Below are 18,041 nucleotides of genomic sequence, written 5' to 3'. Positions count from 1 at the left end.
TTTTTTATGGGTGGTTATGAATAAATGTTGCTAAGACTTGTTCCAAGCATATAAATAATTTTTTTCCTTGGGTGTCACCACAGTGGTTTTACTTTTCCCTAATTTATTACTGTATATTACCTGATAGGCCAGCACATTCTGCACATATTTACGGGTTTCATTAAAAGGAATTGATTCAATCCAAATATCATAGGGTAAATTATTGCTGCGTTTTAACCACTGTTTTACCCGGTGAGGGCCAGCGTTGTAGGCTGCAGTGGCTAAAATGCGGTTGCCATTAAAGGTTTTCATTAATTCAACTAAATAGGCAGTGCCCAGTTGGATATTTTTTCTGGGGTTTAATAACTCTTTAGTGCCTCGGTAGCGAAAACCATTTTTGCGTGCAACATGCCGGGCCGTTGCTGGCATTAATTGCATTAACCCCATGGCGCCGGCATGTGATCGGGCATCATACATAAATGCGCTTTCCTGGCGAGCAATGGCATAAACCCAACTGCTGGATAACTGATTCTTTGCGCTCATTGATAGAATAGGGCGCTTGAATGCCAGTGGAAAACGTAATTGCAAATCGTCCCAATATTTTGCACGAGCTGAGTTAAAGATAGATTGGTCATACCGCTTCCAGTTGTAAGCAATCTCAGCTGCTGCAATTAACTCTTCACTTGAGAGTATTTTGGATAGGTGATGCCACTCTCGTCTTGCAGACATGACATGATTCAGTTGATAAAACTCGGCCGCCCGTTTAATCCCACCCAGTGATTTTATTTTATTTTTAGTTTGGGCACTGACAGGGAAAGGTTGGTGATTGAGCCGATACGGTACTTGAACACGGTCAGCGGCCAAAAAGGCATAAAAATCACGCTCTTTTGCCAAATCAGCATATTGCTTAATGACTTGCTTTTTTGCTTTGTTGGTTTTAGCTAATGCTTCTTGAGCGCGGATATACCAGTAACGCCAGCGGGGCTCTTGCTGTTGCTCAGCGGGCAATAGTTTATAAGCCCGTTTAACGGAAGGCCAATCCTGGCTTTTTAAGGCAATGCGTAATCGCCACTCCACTAGCTCTTGGTCAGGGTGTTTAGAGGCCACTTGATCAACCCACTGAATTTCATCAGCGGAAAAATGCTTGAGTATATAAAGTGAGATATATTGATTGATGGCGCGGCTTTGAGAAGCTGAAAAGCTATGGCTTCGGCTATATTGTTTCCACAGATTAAGGGCTTCTTGAGGATTACGCCTGGCCATTTGCATTAAGCCTGTTTTAATAATATCACGCATAAACGGCGTATTTCGTTTATAGCGACTGGACTTAAACAACTTTTGTGGGTTGCGATAGGTGCTATAAAATATTTTGCCTGACGGCTTATTGGCTTTATTTAGAAAGCGGCTGAGGTATTTACCCAAGCCAGGGTTACGCTCTTCATAAGCCAGGCTCATTCGTTGCCAAACTAAATTTTGGCTAAGTTGGCCGGCATTACGCCAACGGGTAAATAATGGATCACAGGCTTTGGGCTGTGATTTTCCTGATAGCCAGAGTTGCTTGGCGCCTTGAAAAGCTTGTTTGGTTTGGCCTGTAGCCAACTGGGCTCGGTGATACCAGCACTGTAAATCAACTGTAGCCCTTTTAGGGTCGTAATTAGCCTTAAAGGTTTTCCATTGCTTGTTTTTTGCTAAATAACGTAACCAGTTTTGTTGTAGCCGTGCAGTAACAGGTAAGTCATTATAGGTTTTGATGAACGCATTAATGTCCTTGGAAGGTGAAACGGACAGTTTGCGCTGTAGCTCGTAATACTCCAGATAGGGGTACAGAGGGTAATGGGTCAGTTTATTTTGATACTGATTGAACTGCTTCCAATCATGTTTGTTTAGTGCTTTGAGGGCTTTTTGGTACAGCTGCCGTTCTTGGGTATACTGGTTGGGTACATTGGCTGACGCGGTAGGCCACCAGGTAGCCCCCAGTAAACTGATACATAAGGTTAGTGCTTTAGGGGCGATGGTTTGCATTTTCATTTAACCAATTACTCATTATTGTCTGAACTTCTGGGTCAATGTGTTGTTGCTTTAATCTGTCATTGCTTCGATATAAGTGATAATAGTTATTGATAAGTGTTGCTGCTGAACAGTTCCAAACATCGTTATTAATATAAGTGAAGCATAGACGTGTCTCATGTAAATATAGAGGACTACACTGGTAGTCAGATTACAATTACGCGTTTCACATAATCTGATTATTTATTAACAATTGTTCGCTTTTAATGTGGTTGTGTTTTATTTCCTATCGTTAGCATAGGTTTTCTCTTTGTACTTAACACATTATGATAGCCCGCTACTTTTTCTCAATTAATTTTGGTTGGTTATGCCATTAATTCGATTATCAGAAATTTCCCTGGCTTATGGGGCAATGCCTTTATTAGAGAATGCCAGCTTACAGCTGGATGCCGGTGAGCGGGTGTGTGTGATCGGCCGTAATGGGGCGGGTAAGTCCAGTTTACTCAAAATCGTAGCGGGTGAGACACCCCCTGATAGTGGTGAAGCCTGGTATCAACCTGGGGTTAATATTGGCTTTGTTGCGCAAGCACTGCCGGATGCGGATCAACTGACTGTGTTTGAAGTCGTTGCTGCAGGCTTGGCTGAGGTCGGTGATTTGCTGACAGAGTATCACCAGTTATCCATGCAAACCGGTGAGTCGCTGGACCTGAAGCGGCTGGAACAAGTACAGGAGGCCATTGAGGCTAAGCATGGCTGGCAATTACACCAGCGAGTAGAGCAGGTAATCAAGCGGCTGGATTTACCTGCCGATAAAAAAATGGCCGAATTATCAGGAGGCTGGCGACGCAGGGTCATTTTAGGACAAGCGCTGGTCAGTGAGCCGGATATTTTGTTATTGGATGAGCCGACTAACCACTTAGATATCCTCACCATTGAGTGGCTGGAGCAGCAACTGAAACAGTTTCGTGGGGCTGTGTTATTTATTACCCACGATCGTTCATTTTTACAAAGTCTGGCAACGCGCATCGTTGAGCTGGATCGTGGTCAGTTGACTTATTGGCAAGGTGACTATCAAAGCTTTCTTGACCATAAAGCCCACCTGCTAGAGGTGGAAGCCAGACAACAAGCTGAGTTTGATAAAAAACTGGCTCAGGAAGAAGCTTGGATACGGCAGGGTATTAAAGCCCGACGTACCCGCAATGAAGGCCGGGTACGGGCGTTGAAGGCATTGCGTGAAGAGCGGGCTCAGCGTCGCAATGTGCAGGGTAAAGCCAAGATTCAGGTAGACAGTGGTGAAACCTCTGGCAAGCTGGTGCTAGAAGCGAAGGATATTACCCATGGCTATACGGATAAACCATTGATCAAGGACTTTTCCCTTCGATTGCTTCGGGGCGACAAAATAGGTTTGATTGGTCCTAATGGGGTTGGTAAAAGCACTTTGTTAAAGCTGCTACTGGAACAAGAAGCCCCCCAGCAAGGCTTAATAAAAGTGGGTACCAAGCTTGAAGTCGCCTACTTTGACCAGTTGCGTGACCAGTTGGATTTGGAAAAGTCCGTTATCGATAATATTGCTGATGGCCGTGAAACCATCGAAATCGGTGGTCAACAGAAACATGTGATTGGTTATCTGGGAGATTTTCTATTTACGCCTGAGCGCTGTCGTACCCCAGTGAAGGCGTTGTCGGGTGGTGAGCGGAACCGTCTGCTACTGGCTCGACTATTTAGTAAACCTGCCAATGTACTGGTACTTGACGAACCAACCAATGACTTGGATGTGGAAACTCTGGAGCTACTTGAAGAACTGCTGATTAACTTTACTGGCACTTTGCTGCTGGTTAGCCATGACCGAACATTTATCGATAATGTTGTAACCAGCACCTTAGTGTTTGAGGGGAATGGCGTCGTGAGTGAGTATGTGGGTGGCTATCAAGATTGGCTGCGTCAAGGGGGCAACTTTAGTGCCCTGGTTGAAGCAGCGACTGAGCGCAAGTCAGCCTCGTCAGCCAGTAATATAACGACTTCTTCATCTAAGGAGACTCCAATCAAACCCACTTCCACGAAAAAGAAGCTTAGTTATAATTTGCAGCGTGAGCTGGATGCCTTGCCAACCGAGATTGATGTATTAGAAGCTGAGCAGCAAACGTTGACTGAGCAAACCAATCAACCTGACTTTTATCAGCAACCCCATGATCAAGTGCAGCCGGTACTTAGTCGGTTAACTGAGCTGGAACAGTTGTTAGAAGCCAAGCTGGAGCGCTGGGCTGAATTAGAAGCCATGCAATAACTTTATTTGTTGCCAACACGCACAGCCAGCACATCGCACTTGGCACCATGTAAAATGCCGGTGGAAGTAGAACCGAGAATCAGTGCTAGGCCGTGGCGGCCATGACTTCCCACCACAATGAGATCCACCCCATTTTCTTCAGCAAGGCGGTGGATTTCTTTTTCTGGGCGCCCATAGACAACTACCTGGTCCTGGTTGTCTAGATCAATTCTGGCAGCTAGCTCAGAAATTCGGTGGTGAGCCTGGTCCGTGATCTCTTGTTGTAAGGTGGTTAAATCTAGTGGGATATCACTGCCATAGGCCACACTTAACGGCTCTATTACATGGACCATGGTAAGTCTGGCTTGGTTATCGGCAGCAATGTCTTTGGCGCGTGCTAAGACAGTATTGGCTTCTTCAGTCAGGTCAACGGCTACCAAAATATGGTGATATGGGCTCATAGAGGTGACTCCGCTGATCAAGGGCGTTGTAAAACAGGACATAAGTCACTTGCTTGAAACACCCTCTATAATGTCGCTGCTCCTGGCGACGATTTGGTCAACAGTAGGTCTGCTGTGATCAACAGACTTTATAATCTTAATCCAAAATAAGGACGATGATGACCACTCTCATTATTGTTATAGTCATAGTTGCTAGTTTAGGCTCGGTTTTCTGGGTATTGCCTGCTCCCCATGAGCGCAAACGGATGCGGTTCCGTCAAGCAGCAATCAGTCAGGGCATGTCGGTGCAGTTTGTTAAACCTGAGATTCCGCCCGCTCTTACAAATAAAGTCGCTAGCCAAGCGTACTGTATTGGTTATCGATTAACTTTTCATGACAGTAAACCACTTACCTCAATACGCTTTTTTCGCAGTGAGTCTGAATCAACCCATTGGTGGCAGGACAACCGAGGCAGTCAGCAACCAGTTGCTGAAGAGCATCTGCTTGCTACCTTGAATGCCTTGCCTGACGATGTGAGAGCTGTAATGGTAGGTGGCCCTTGTATTACTGCTATATGGCAGGAACGGGGTGAAGAAACGGATATCGAACAAATTAAACGGCAGCTAGTATCTCTCACTGATCAGCTCATGGTGGTAGGCTAACAAACCATCACTTTACACTTATTGCAGGTGAAGACCACGTAAGTTTTATTGACAAAAGCAAAAAAATTCCCCATGTTTGTATCTTGAATCAAACAAACGTATGAATAATTTGTATCGCTAATGATGATAAAGTGGCTGGTTTATCCATAGCAGTCATTATTTGAAAGTGGTAATGGCTGGAATCTCCTTTGAAATAGCCAATAAATACTTGCTTGACGAAAAACGCTACATTTGTTGTCTATCTCTTGAAGTAGGCATAACCGGTCTACAATAAATGTGCTACAAGACAGGTGGGGTTTATACTGCTTAGCAGAATGCTCAAGGGGATAGCTCGAGCTGGCAGGTTAATGTACGGCAGCGAGTTGTAACCAACAATCAGTACCATTAGCGAAGCAAAATAAAAAACGTGGAGATCATTTGATGATTTACGAAGGTCAGGCCATAACGGTTAAACCGCTTGAAGAAGGTATCGCTGAGCTGCAATTTAACTTGCAGGGTGAGTCTGTAAACAAGTTCAATCGGGCCACTTTAGAAGAACTACGTGAGGCTGTTGACGCTATTCGGGGGAATGATCAAATTAAAGGCCTGATCGTTACCAGTGGCAAAGATGTATTTATTGTCGGTGCCGATATTGGTGAGTTTCTGGCTAATTTTACGTTACCTGAAGATGAGTTAATCGCTGCCAACTTACAAGTTAATCAAATTTTTAGTGATTTTGAAGATTTACCTATGCCAACGGTAGTCGCCATTAATGGTATAGCCCTCGGGGGTGGCTTTGAAATGTGTCTGGCTGCTGACTATCGCGTCATGGCAGAGACTGCAAAAGTTGGCTTACCTGAAGTCAAGCTAGGGATCTATCCTGGATTTGGCGGCACTGTACGGCTACCCCGAATTATTGGCGCAGATAATGCTATTGAGTGGATTTGTGCGGGTAAAGAACATAAAGCGGAAGCTGCCTTAAAAACCAAGGCAGTTGATGTGGTAGTGCCCCTGGATGAGCTGAAAGCAGCAGCAATTACCTTGGCAAAACGAGCAGCTGCAGGTGAACTTGATTATCAAACGCGACGTCAGCCAAAACTGGAAAAGCTAAAGCTAAATAATATCGAAAGTATGATGGTGTTTGAAACAGCTAAAGGCTATGTGGCCTCACAAGCGGGGCCACACTATCCAGCACCTGTTGAAGCAATTAAAACTATTCAAAAAGCCGCCACTAAAGGCCGGGATGATGCCCTTAAAATAGAAGCAAAAGGCTTTGTGAAAATGGCGAAAACACCAGTGGCTGAGAATTTGATTGGGCTGTTTCTTAAAGATCAATTACTGAAGAAAAAAGCCAAGCATTATGAAGAGATTGCTTTATCTGCCAATAAAGCGGCGGTATTAGGGGCGGGTATTATGGGAGGCGGTATTGCCTACCAGTCTGCCTATAAAAATGTACCTATTTTAATGAAAGATATTAACCAGGAGGGGATTGATCTTGGTTTAAATGAAGCGGCCAAGCTACTAATAAAACGGGTTGATAGAAAACGAATGGAACCTGCGGCGATGGCTGAGGTGCTTAATCGGATTATACCCACGCTGTCGTATGGTGATTTTAAGACAGTTGATGTCGTTGTTGAGGCAGTGGTTGAAAATATTGATGTGAAAAAGAAAGTGCTGGCTGAGGTGGAAGGGCAAATCAAACCTGAAGCTGTACTTACAACTAATACCTCAACTATCTCCATTAATAAACTGGCAGAAGCAGTAAAAAGGCCCGAAAAATTCTGCGGGATGCACTTTTTTAATCCCGTACATATGATGCCATTGGTTGAAGTGATTAAAGGTGAGCAGACCAGTGAAGAAACCGTTGCTACGGTAGTGGCGTATGCTAAGGCAATTGGCAAAACACCTATTGTTGTCAATGACTGCCCTGGCTTTTTAGTCAACCGGATTTTATTTCCCTACTTTGGTGCTTTTTCCATGTTATTGCGTGATGGGGCTGACTTTGCTCAAGTGGATAAAGTGATGGAGCGGTTTGGCTGGCCAATGGGGCCTGCCTATTTAATGGACGTCGTAGGCCTTGATACTGGTTTACATGCTGAAGGGGTGATGGCTGAAGGCTTCCCTGACCGAATGAAGCGGGAATTCAAAACGGCATTGGATGTATTGTATGAAGCCAAACGCTATGGACAGAAGACCAATGCTGGGTTTTATCAATATAAGCAGGACAAAAAAGGCAAGCCGAAAAAAGTGCTGGATGAAGCGGTATACGACATGATTAAACCCGTTTGCCAAGCCAGCCAAGCGTTTAGTGAGGAAGATATTATTGCTCGAATGATGATCCCGCTGTGCCTGGAAACCGTTCGCTGCTTGGAAGACGGTATTGTGGAAAGCCCGGCTGAAGCGGATATGGGGCTGGTGTATGGCATTGGCTTCCCACCATTCCGGGGTGGTGCGTTGAAATATATTGATGATATGGGTGTGGCAGAATTTGTGGCACTGACGGAAAAGTTTGCTGAGCTTGGGCCACTGTATAAGCCTACAGCCAAACTAATTGAAATGGCTAAGTCAGGTGCTCGTTTTTTTACTGAGTAAACCCTTTAAGCACTATTTTTAACAGTTACCAATGAGTGCACCGCAAGCAAAGTTGAGAATTATGGTCTTATGCGGAGCACTCAATATAGATGAGAACCCATCGTTATGAGTTTAAATCCTAGAGATGCCGTCATTATTGACTATGCCCGGACCCCAATGGGGCGTTCTAAAAATGGTATGTATCGCCATGTGCGGGCTGAAACCTTATCAGCCAAACTGATTACTGGGTTGCTAGCAAGAAACCCTGGTGTCGACCCAGCGGAGGTCGAAGATGTGGTTTGGGGGTGTGTTAACCAAACCCTGGAGCAGGGTTGGAATATTGCACGAATGGCTTCACTAATGACGCCGATTCCACATACTGCCAGTGCTCAAACCGTTAGCCGATTATGTGGTTCATCAATGTCTGCTTTACATACCGCTGCTCAAGCAATCATGACTAATAATGGTGATGTATTTGTCGTGGGTGGTGTTGAACATATGGGGCATGTGGGCATGATGCATGGGGTTGACCCTAACCCACAGTTAAGCCTATATGCTGCAAAAGCTTCAGGCATGATGGGACTGACCGCTGAAATGTTGGGCAAGTTACACGGCATTGGCCGTAAGCAACAGGATGAATTCGGTGCTCGCTCCCATCAGTTAGCTCATCAGGCGACAGTTGAAGGCCGATTTAGCGATGAGATTATTCCAATGGAAGGGCATGATGAAAGCGGTAATGTGAAGGTGTTTACTGAAGATGAAACCATTCGCCCCGATACTACGGCTGAAAAACTGGCTGAATTAAAGCCGGTCTTTGACCCTAAAAACGGCACTGTCACGGCGGGTACTTCTTCACAAATTACTGATGGTGCTTCTTGCATGATTGTTATGTCTGCTGAGCGAGCACAAGCATTAGGGTTAACACCAATAGCAAAAATCAGATCAATGGCCATTGCTGGAGTTGACCCTGCCATTATGGGCTATGGTCCTGTACCGGCGACCAAGAAAGCACTGAAAAAAGCCGGGTTAACCATTGATGACATTGATCAACTTGAACTTAACGAAGCATTCGCTGCTCAGGCACTACCTGTGTTAAAAGATTTAAAAATACTGGACAAAATGAATGAGAAAGTTAATCTCAATGGAGGTGCAATTGCATTGGGCCACCCGTTTGGTTGTTCCGGTGCCCGAATCTCTGGTACATTGTTAAATGTCATGAAACAGAAAGGTGGCACATTGGGTATAGCAACAATGTGTATCGGGCTGGGGCAAGGTATTACGACGATTTTTGAGCGTGTGTAACAGCATAGTTATTTTTAACAAACGATAACTGTTGACTATAATATTGCTGTTGACGAAAAAACGACTGTTAATCATAACGTATGTGTTTAAACAGTGGTACCTTGTTCTGCAAAGCCGGAGTTATACTCCGGCTTTTTTAATGGGGTAGATTAGAGGCTGTGAAAACAGAAGTAAAAGCTGGTCGTTATCGGCACTTTAAGGGCCAGTACTATGAGGTGATTGGGGTAGTAACTCATAGTGAAACAGAAGAAAAGATGGTGTTGTATAAAGCACTATATGGTAAACAAGGCCTATGGGTAAGACCATTGGCACTGTTTTTTTCGTCGGTGATGGTGGATGGCGAACAAATTCCCCGGTTTGAATATTTAGGCGATAAATAAGATAGCTGCTATGTTGAGATTATTGTTACTGGCAACACACTGCAATTGTCTTTAAGTCTAATTTACTTGCAGAAAGACAGAATACGTCTTATAAAGGCGCAAATTTTTGTAATTGAATTATCTTTTATGGATAAGTTTTGTACGTTTTGGATATAACAGGTCACCATGGGTAAATCACTAGTCATTGTTGAGTCACCAGCAAAAGCCAAAACGATTAACAAGTATTTGGGTAGTGACTTCATTGTTAAGTCATCTGTTGGGCATATTCGAGATCTTCCTACTAGCGGAAGCAAGAAGCCGGTTGATGCGAAAGCGCGAGCAAAAGCAGCGGCAGAAACCCGTAAGCTGTCACCTGAACAGAAGGCAGTTTATAAAAAGCGCAAGGCTCGTGAGCAACTGGTTGCGCGAATGGGGGTTGACCCAGAAAATAATTGGCAGGCTAATTATGAAATATTGCCTGGCAAGGAAAAAGTCGTTGATGAGCTGAAACGGTTAGCGAAAAATGCTGACAAAATCTTCCTAGCAACGGACCTTGACCGAGAGGGGGAGGCCATTGCCTGGCATTTGCGCGAAGCGATAGGTGGGGACAACGAGCGCTACCGACGGGTTGTGTTTAATGAAATCACCAAAAATGCTATCAAAGAGGCATTTGAGCACCCTGGCCAGCTTAATATGAGTCGGGTCCAGGCCCAGCAAGCTCGTCGCTTTTTGGATCGGGTAGTGGGCTATATGGTGTCACCTTTGCTGTGGAGCAAAATTGCCAGAGGCTTGTCAGCCGGTCGCGTACAATCAGTCGCTGTGCGACTGATTGTTGAACGTGAGAATGAAATTCGCCAGTTTGTTCCAGAAGAGTTTTGGGAAATTCATGCAGACTTAAATACACCGCGCCAAGAGGCGGTTCGCTTCCAAGTTACCAAGCAGGCAGGCAAAAGCTTTCGACCTACCAATAAAGCGCAGGCAGACCAGGCGCTGGCGGTATTAAGCCAGGCAACGTATCAGGTTGCTAACGTTGATACTAAGCCAACCAGTACCAAGCCTAATGCGCCTTTTATCACTTCTACCTTACAGCAGGCAGCGAGTACCCGGCTGGGGTTTAGTGTTAAGAAAACCATGACCATGGCTCAGCGGCTTTATGAAGCTGGCTATATCACATATATGCGTACAGATAGCACCAACTTAAGCGCAGATGCTGTTGCGGCTTGCCGAGACTTCATCGCTGATACCTATGGGAAAGCCTATTTGCCAGAAAAAGCTACCTCCTATAGCAGTAAAGAGGGTGCACAAGAGGCCCACGAAGCAATCAGACCATCTGATGTCAATGCTAAAGCGGGCTCAATTAAAGGGCTGGAGCGCGATGCTGAACGGTTATATGAGCTAATTTGGCGACAGTTTGTCGCTTGCCAGATGCCGCCTGCTGAGTACCTAAGTACCAGTGTGGTGGTGGCAGCGGCTGACTTTGAGTTGAGAACTCGTGGCCGAGTATTGAAGTTTGATGGCTTTACCAAAGTACTTCCCCCAGTTGGCAAGAAGGGTGAGGAAGCCACTTTACCCATCATCAATGTCAATGAGATTTTGGACTTACTTAAGCTGGACCCCAGCCAACACTATACCAAACCACCGGCTCGATTTACTGAAGCGGCATTAGTAAAAGAGCTCGAAAAGCGGGGGATTGGTAGACCCTCTACCTATGCATCCATTATTTCAACGATCCAAGACCGAGGCTATGTCAAGCTGGAAGGACGCCGTTTTTACGCCGAAAAAATGGGCGACATTGTGACTGAGCGGTTGGTGGAAAGTTTTCACGACCTCATGGATTATAGTTTTACTGCCAATATGGAAGGAGATCTGGACCATATTGCTGAGGGTGAGCTGGAATGGCATAAGCTACTGGATAAGTTTTATGCGGACTTCAGTAAAAAGCTAGCGCGAGCAGAGTCTGACTCCAGTACTGGAGGGATGAGAGCGAATGAGCCTACCATGACAGACATTGATTGCCCTACTTGTGAACGCAAAATGCAAGTGCGTACCGCCAGTACGGGGGTGTTTTTGGGTTGCTCAGGTTATGCTCTACCCCCTAAAGAGCGCTGTAAAACCACTATTAATCTAGTGCCAGGTGATGAAGTTATCCATGCTGATGATGATGAGGGAGAGGCTAAAGCACTTCGAGCTAAGCATCGCTGTGAAAAGTGTGGTACTGCCATGGACTCTTACTTGATAGATGAGAAGCGCAAACTACACATTTGTGGTAATAACCCAGATTGTTCTGGCTATGAAATAGAACTAGGGCAGTTTAAGTTGAAGGGTTATGAAGGGCCTGTGTTGGAGTGCGACAAGTGTAGTGCAGAGATGCAGCTAAAAACAGGGCGGTTTGGTAAGTATTTTGACTGCACTAATGATGCTTGTAGTAATACTCGTAAACTGCTGAAAAGTGGCGAACCGGCACCCCCTAAAATGGAACCTGTGCCTATGCCTGAGTTGCGTTGCCTAAAAGTCGATGATACTTACATTTTAAGAGATGGTGCTTCAGGGCTGTTTTTAGCGGCGAGTCAGTTTCCTAAGAACCGGGAAACCCGTGCACCACTGGTGAGTGAGTTGATTCCTCATCGAAATGAAATTGACCCCAAATACCATTTTTTGATGGATGCGCCGCAACAAGATCCTGAGGGTAATCCAACTATTGTGCGGTTTAGTCGCAAAACTAAAGAGCAGTATGTGATGACAGAGGTAGAGGGCAAAGCGACAGGGTGGCGTGCTTTTTATAAGGATGGAAAGTGGGAAGAGCAAGTGACTAAAAGCCGGGCTAAAACCAAAGTAGAGGCGGCAAGTTGAGAGGGAGTGAGCGGGTAGCTGAAAATGCTACCCCTGCAAAAGAAGCCTTACAAGCCCTGGTGAAACAAAAGCTTTATTTTGCCGCTGCTTTGTTGCGGCAATGTCAGCAACTGTCTGATCCGCTACCTGGCGATCAAGAAGGATTACTGCAAGCGGTTGCCTGGCATTTGGTAACCGCTGTTAATGCGTTTGGTCATGAGTTAGGGGCAGAGTATCAGCTATCCCTAGCTGTTCATCATTGGTCGTTTGCTGAATTAAGTGCAGAGCAGCGTCAGTCTGCACCAGGGTTAAATAGCTTACATCTGCTATTGCAGGAGGATGACAGCTGGCTAAGCCACTTATCTGAATACTACGATCGAGTAGAGGCCTTACAGCCAACAACCCTCAAGCAAGACCAGCTAGCAGGTGAACAGACGCTGATTATTACCAGTGAAGTGTCCACTTTTCAAATGTTATCAAACTGCTGTCAGGCGTTAGCTGAGTTTATTCAACATTGGCGAGAACAGTTAGTCGAGTATTGACAACGGGCACTTGTTATGTCGACAGGTGTTGTATGGTATCGCAATATTGCTTTAATGATTGTTATTGGAAATGGAGGCCCAGTTTATGATCCGCTCACTTATTTTATCCTTGTTTTTTATGAGCCTAGTCAACTCATTAATGGCTAAAGAATTACCCTATGACCCAAAGGCCAATGCTAAGCAGCAGTTAACCCAAGCCCAGCTAGCAGCCAAGCAGCAAGGTAAACTGCTGTTGATTGCGTTTGGGGCTAACTGGTGTCCTGATTGTGTTGCGCTGGATAAGGCAGTCAGTAGAGGACAGCTCGCTGAGTTGATTAAAACTCACTTTGTAACCGTTAAAGTGGATATTGGCCGTTGGGATAACAATATGGATATTGTGCAGGAATACGGTAATCCTGTTAAAAAAGGCATTCCTTCGATTGTTGTGACATCAGCAGATAATAAGGTGCTGTTTGCAACGAAAGGTGGCCAGCTGGCAACTGCACGAAGAATGGGAGCTGAAAACTTCTATAATTTTTTCAACTCTCTCAGCAAGCTGAAAACCCAAGCTACACTAGGGCAGGATACTCAGCCTGAAGCTGCTCAGGAATTATGAGCACCTAAAAAAATCAATTTTTAAGAGTGTATATTTAGTAATCGCTTTAAATGGAGTGATCATCATAGACAACCAGCATATGGTTATCTTCTTCCACATAAAACCGTCCCTTACTCAGGCCTTCGGCATACTGCTTGAGGTAATGGGTAAGGGAAGAGGCTAATAGTTCTCGCTGGGCAATTTCGTAGCAATGCTCAAAAACCTGTCCAACTGTTCCTTGGCTGGTTGGATTAAGGTCAACGAAAACGATGTTAAAACCAGGATCGCCCCCAATGGGAATCCATAGTGGGTCATAGCTAAGAGGTTTCACTTCTGGGCAATGGGCCTGATAAACCGCGGCCATTTTCTGAAAGTCTTTACTGCCATTAAGTGCTACGTCGTGCTCCAAATGGTACTGGCGTTGCTTTAATATTTCAGGCACAGAAAATAAGTCACCGTGGAAAGGTAAAATGCCACAAGTACATAGGTGGTGAAAAAAATTATCCGTTTTCTCTCCACTGACAGCTAACAGGAACGCCTGCAGATCATTGGGCAGGCTAGTACCTAGTTCAGCTTCCAGTTGCTCAATGTGTTTTAGTGAGGCACCAGCATTTAAAGCATCTAAAAAGACGGGTTGGTTTACTTTAAACCACTTAAGGATTTGCTGCCAATAACGTAATATAAGGTCCGCCATAATCTGCTACTACTGCTTTTGTTAATCCTAATTATTACGTTTTAGCTGGCAATTAGCTAGTTGTAGGGCTCTCCATTAGTTTTTATGGTTCACAAATTTATTGCAAACTTATAAATAACGGGTTTTACAAACTGCAACCTTGTTTTAAAAGTATTTAAAAATCAGCTAATTATTGATATCTCTGATATTAGCTGGGATTAAGATCATTATTGTATTTTATTGAATTACTTCGCGCGCATGCCGCATCCGGCTTACCATTATGAGTTGTGATTTTAGGTTTCTCATTCGATCATTCAGGCGAAATGCTAGGGCTTTTTGTGCAGATTTAAAGTTGGGAAAAACATCGAGATCATCAACTGGGTCAGTGGTCAAGACAATATCGTAACTGTCTTCACTATCACAGATGATTTTATAGTGATACATAACAGAACTCTGAAGTGCTAAGAAGGAAAGATTGTCATCAGACTAGGTTTAAATATAGGTCAGTCATGAGTCGATGCAAGTTCTAAATAAATAGTAGAAATGCCTTGAAAGCCGTGTGGATGAGAAGAGATACCCTACACTATAGAAGTCTAGAACTCGTTAGATTGCTTTTCGGGCGCTAATTTGTTTTGTCATAACGTTATAAGGTTATTATTGCTGTTTGTTATCAAGGTTTATAATGTCGTCATCCAGTTAAGCATAAACTCAATTGAATTAAGGACATTTCATGATAATTCCAGTGATTCTCTCTGGAGGAACCGGTTCTCGACTCTGGCCATTATCCCGCGAGCTTTACCCTAAGCAGTTGCTCAACCTAGTCAATCCAGATGCGAGTTTGCTACAAGAGACGGTTAATCGGTTGATTGGATTTAAGGAGGTAGAGGCACCTATAGTGGTGTGTAACGAAGAGCACCGCTTTATGGTAGCAGAGCAGCTCAGGCAAATAGCTCAACCAGCAGAAAGTATTATTTTGGAGCCTGTGGGTAGAAACACTGCACCTGCTATTGCCGTGGCTGCACTCAAAGCGATGAAGCTTAGTAGTGAGGCAATGTTACTAGTGCTGCCTGCCGATCATGCTATTCGAAAGTTAGAGGCCTTTTATAAGGCGATTCTCTACGGTCAACAACATGCGCAGCAGGATCGATTAGTCACTTTTGGGATTGTGCCAGACCACCCGGAAACGGGGTATGGCTACATTAAAGCGTCTGAATCACTTGGCTTTTCAGGTTACAAAATTGACTGCTTTGTAGAAAAACCTGACCAGGCAATGGCGGCTGGTTATGTGGCAGAAGGTGGTTATTTTTGGAATAGCGGAATGTTTATGTTTAAGGCAGCAACTTATTTGGCGGAGCTACAGGCTTATGCGGTGGATATTTTTAATGCTGCCAAACAAGCATTTGATGAAGCGAAAACGGACTTGGATTTTTTACGCTTGGATAAAGCCAGTTTTACTGCCTGCCCTGAAGACTCAATTGATTATGCGGTAATGGAAAAAACCGACAAAGGTGTAGTCATTCCTACTGATATTGGCTGGAATGATGTGGGCTCTTGGCGAGCATTGGCTGAGTTGCACGCTTCTGATGCACGGGGTAATAGCCAACTGGGTGATGTAATATTAAGAGACACAGAAAACTGCTATTTGCGCAGTGAAAAACGTCTGTTAGCGGCTGTTGGGGTAAAAAATCTGGTGGTGGTGGAAACGGATGATGCTGTGTTAGTTGCTCATAAAGATAAAGTTCAAGATGTCAAAAAAATTGTTGAGGAGTTAAAGAGTCACCAACGTTCTGAGTATATGCTGCATAAAAAAGTGTATCGCCCTTGGGGAAGTTATGAAGGCATTGATGAAGCAGAGCGCTTTCAAGTTAAGCGGATCACTGTTAAGCCTGGTGCAAGCTTATCACTACAGATGCACCATCATCGAGCCGAGCACTGGATAGTGGTTAAGGGTACAGCCAGGGTGACATGTGGAGAGAAGGAATATTTGGTAGCTGAGAATGAGTCCACTTATATACCACTGGGTGAGCAGCATCGATTGGAAAACCCTGGAAAAATTCCTTTGGAGTTAATTGAGGTACAGTCTGGTAGCTATTTGGGAGAAGATGATATAGTTAGGTTTGATGACGTTTATGGACGAACCCAATAGGGGGGTTGTCTTTGTGAGTAGTAATTGTCAAATAGTGAAATTAATAAACTAATGATCAAAAAGTGTCTTTTTCCTGCAGCGGGTTATGGAACCCGCTTTTTACCTGCAACTAAGTCAATGCCTAAAGAAATGATGCCGGTCGTGAATAAACCTCTGATTGAGTATGGGGTAGAAGAGGCACTGGCTGCAGGTTTAAGTGAAATTAGTATTGTTACCGGTCGAGGCAAGCGAGCACTTGCTGATCATTTTGATACCAATTATGAACTTGAGCATCAAATAAAAGATACTGACAAAGAGCCGATGCTAAACGATATTCGTCGTCTAATTGATGAATGTAGCTTTTCTTATACCCGGCAACGGGAAATGAAAGGATTGGGTCATGCTATTCTGACAGGTCAAACCTTAATTGGTGATGAGCCGTTTGCGGTTTTGTTGGCGGATGATTTATGCATTAACCAGGGTGATGGTGTTCTGTCTCAAATGGTACGTTTGTTCAAGCAATTTCGCTGTAGTATTGTAGCCATTCAGGAAGTACCTGCGGATGAAACAGGAAAATACGGCATTATTGCGGGAGATATGATTCGAGAAGATTTGTATAGAATTACCGATATGGTGGAAAAGCCTGCACCTGAAGACGCACCTTCCAATTTAGCCATTATCGGTCGTTACATCTTAACGCCAGATATCTTTGACATTATTCGTAGTACCACTCCTGGCAAAAATGGTGAAGTGCAAATTACTGATGCATTATTACAGCAAGCTCAAGATGGTTGTGTATTAGCCTATCGGTTTAAAGGCAAACGCTTTGATTGTGGTAGTGTTGATGGTTATATTGCTGCAACCAATTATTGTTATGATCAGTTTTACCAAAAGAATAATGGCAGTTAGTGACTATTTCCTACCACTGTAAGGTTTATAGATTAATTAGTGAAGAGCAGTTCATTTACTTTAATACGGTAGGGTTTTTCAGCAAGTATACGGTAACTGACAGATTATTCTGATAATGGCTTTGTCAAGTGCTCATGAGATGGTAGAATCAAGTACTTGTCCCTAACGATAATGGTGAGAGTCTGTAGATGCCTTCTTATTTAGAGATAGTTGAACTGCCAGATGGTAATATTGCACTACAGCGTTCTGATGCTGATGAAAAGCCATTAGTGACAATATCATTTTCTGAAGAGGCTAAAGCCTTTTTACAGGATAATTATATTGAGGTGGCCAAAGCGATGTTGAGTGCCGGTATCCATATGGTGGGTATCATGGCAGAAACAACAACAGAAGAAGATGAAAGCAACCGGGTCATCCATTAAGGCCTGGTTGTTATTTTATGAATATGCCGACGTTTGATAGTGTAACTTTGTTCGTTTAGTTTTCAAAACGTTGGTATTTGTTTTTGACATGTTGGTAGACTAGTTCCCTTATCCTTTCTTGTTTCCATTCACGCCGTATCATAATTATTACTAACAACACACAGTAAGTATGCTTTTGGTAATGTAGTAAGTTAGCTACTAATAAATTAGTTTTTTATTGTTTTATAACTCAGTGTGTTATTACTTATTAGAGTGGGTGGGTTGTGATATGATTCACAGTTATTTACCTATTGTTGAGTGTTGGTTTGTGTGAATAAAGGGCATAATTGGTTTAACAGTCAAATTAAATAACATATAAATGAGTAAATAATAAGCTGTGTTTTGGATCTCAAATACAATCTTAAA

The 18,041-nt window shown here is 43.9% G+C and carries 14 protein-coding genes; 11 read left to right on the top strand and 3 right to left on the bottom strand.

Features of this window, described 5'->3' with window-relative positions:
• Nucleotides 1–30: 30 nt before the first annotated feature.
• Nucleotides 31–2,007 carry a transglycosylase SLT domain-containing protein gene (locus tag ORQ98_RS02850; RefSeq protein ID WP_274687267.1) on the bottom strand — a complete coding sequence of 659 codons (1,977 nt, stop codon included), beginning with the start codon at nucleotides 2,005–2,007 and terminating at the stop codon, nucleotides 31–33.
• A 346-nt stretch (nucleotides 2,008–2,353) separates the two neighbouring features.
• Between ORQ98_RS02850 and uup the strand changes: the two genes are divergently transcribed.
• Nucleotides 2,354–4,270 (top strand): ATP-binding cassette ATPase Uup, encoded by a 1,917-nt coding sequence (uup, locus tag ORQ98_RS02845; RefSeq protein ID WP_274687266.1) that lies wholly within the window; start codon nucleotides 2,354–2,356, stop codon nucleotides 4,268–4,270.
• A 2-nt stretch (nucleotides 4,271–4,272) separates the two neighbouring features.
• Here uup and ORQ98_RS02840 read toward each other — a convergent pair whose 3' ends face one another.
• A complete protein-coding gene (locus tag ORQ98_RS02840) occupies nucleotides 4,273–4,710 on the bottom strand; it encodes a universal stress protein (RefSeq protein ID WP_274687265.1) in 438 nt (145 codons plus the stop codon).
• Nucleotides 4,711–4,865: 155 nt separating this feature from the next.
• Here ORQ98_RS02840 and ORQ98_RS02835 point away from each other — a divergent pair, with 155 nt between their 5' ends.
• From ORQ98_RS02835 to ORQ98_RS02805, 7 genes are all read left to right on the top strand, one after another.
• Nucleotides 4,866–5,351 (top strand): hypothetical protein, encoded by a 486-nt coding sequence (locus tag ORQ98_RS02835; protein ID WP_274687264.1) that lies wholly within the window; start codon nucleotides 4,866–4,868, stop codon nucleotides 5,349–5,351.
• A 420-nt stretch (nucleotides 5,352–5,771) separates the two neighbouring features.
• A complete protein-coding gene (fadB, locus tag ORQ98_RS02830) occupies nucleotides 5,772–7,922 on the top strand; it encodes a fatty acid oxidation complex subunit alpha FadB (RefSeq protein ID WP_274687263.1) in 2,151 nt (716 codons plus the stop codon).
• Nucleotides 7,923–8,027: 105 nt separating this feature from the next.
• The gene (fadA, locus tag ORQ98_RS02825) at nucleotides 8,028–9,203 is read left to right on the top strand and encodes an acetyl-CoA C-acyltransferase FadA (protein WP_274687262.1); all 1,176 of its coding nucleotides are present in this window, start codon (nucleotides 8,028–8,030) and stop codon (nucleotides 9,201–9,203) included.
• Between the two features lie 158 nt (nucleotides 9,204–9,361).
• A complete protein-coding gene (locus ORQ98_RS02820; RefSeq protein WP_274687261.1) occupies nucleotides 9,362–9,583 on the top strand; it encodes a DUF1653 domain-containing protein in 222 nt (73 codons plus the stop codon).
• A gap of 165 nt (nucleotides 9,584–9,748) precedes the next feature.
• Entirely contained in the window at nucleotides 9,749–12,412 is a 2,664-nt protein-coding gene (gene topA, locus ORQ98_RS02815; protein WP_274687260.1) for a type I DNA topoisomerase, read from the top strand.
• Entirely contained in the window at nucleotides 12,409–12,933 is a 525-nt protein-coding gene (locus tag ORQ98_RS02810; protein ID WP_274687259.1) for a DUF6586 family protein, read from the top strand. The genes topA and ORQ98_RS02810 overlap by 4 nt, the downstream gene beginning before the upstream one ends.
• A gap of 85 nt (nucleotides 12,934–13,018) precedes the next feature.
• On the top strand, nucleotides 13,019–13,528 hold the full coding sequence (locus ORQ98_RS02805) for a thioredoxin family protein (protein WP_274687258.1): 510 nt from the start codon (nucleotides 13,019–13,021) through the stop codon (nucleotides 13,526–13,528).
• Between the two features lie 46 nt (nucleotides 13,529–13,574).
• Here ORQ98_RS02805 and ORQ98_RS02800 read toward each other — a convergent pair whose 3' ends face one another.
• The gene (locus ORQ98_RS02800) at nucleotides 13,575–14,201 is read right to left on the bottom strand and encodes an SMI1/KNR4 family protein (protein WP_274687257.1); all 627 of its coding nucleotides are present in this window, start codon (nucleotides 14,199–14,201) and stop codon (nucleotides 13,575–13,577) included.
• Nucleotides 14,202–14,910: 709 nt separating this feature from the next.
• On the opposite strand from ORQ98_RS02800, the gene ORQ98_RS02795 reads away from it, so the two are divergent.
• From ORQ98_RS02795 to ORQ98_RS02785, 3 genes are all read left to right on the top strand, one after another.
• Complete coding sequence (locus ORQ98_RS02795; protein WP_274687256.1) at nucleotides 14,911–16,326, top strand: mannose-1-phosphate guanylyltransferase/mannose-6-phosphate isomerase; 1,416 nt, start codon at nucleotides 14,911–14,913, stop codon at nucleotides 16,324–16,326.
• Nucleotides 16,327–16,377: 51 nt separating this feature from the next.
• A complete protein-coding gene (gene galU, locus ORQ98_RS02790; RefSeq protein WP_274687255.1) occupies nucleotides 16,378–17,214 on the top strand; it encodes a UTP--glucose-1-phosphate uridylyltransferase GalU in 837 nt (278 codons plus the stop codon).
• Nucleotides 17,215–17,402: 188 nt separating this feature from the next.
• Nucleotides 17,403–17,636, top strand: coding sequence for a hypothetical protein (locus ORQ98_RS02785; RefSeq protein WP_180570083.1), 234 nt, complete (start codon nucleotides 17,403–17,405; stop codon nucleotides 17,634–17,636).
• Nucleotides 17,637–18,041: the final 405 nt, after the last annotated feature.

This window comes from Spartinivicinus poritis (assembly GCF_028858535.1).
Lineage (GTDB): Bacteria > Pseudomonadota > Gammaproteobacteria > Pseudomonadales > Zooshikellaceae > Spartinivicinus > Spartinivicinus poritis.
The sequence above is the reverse complement of the archived record's forward strand: the minus strand, read 5'-3'. Positions and strand labels throughout refer to the sequence as shown.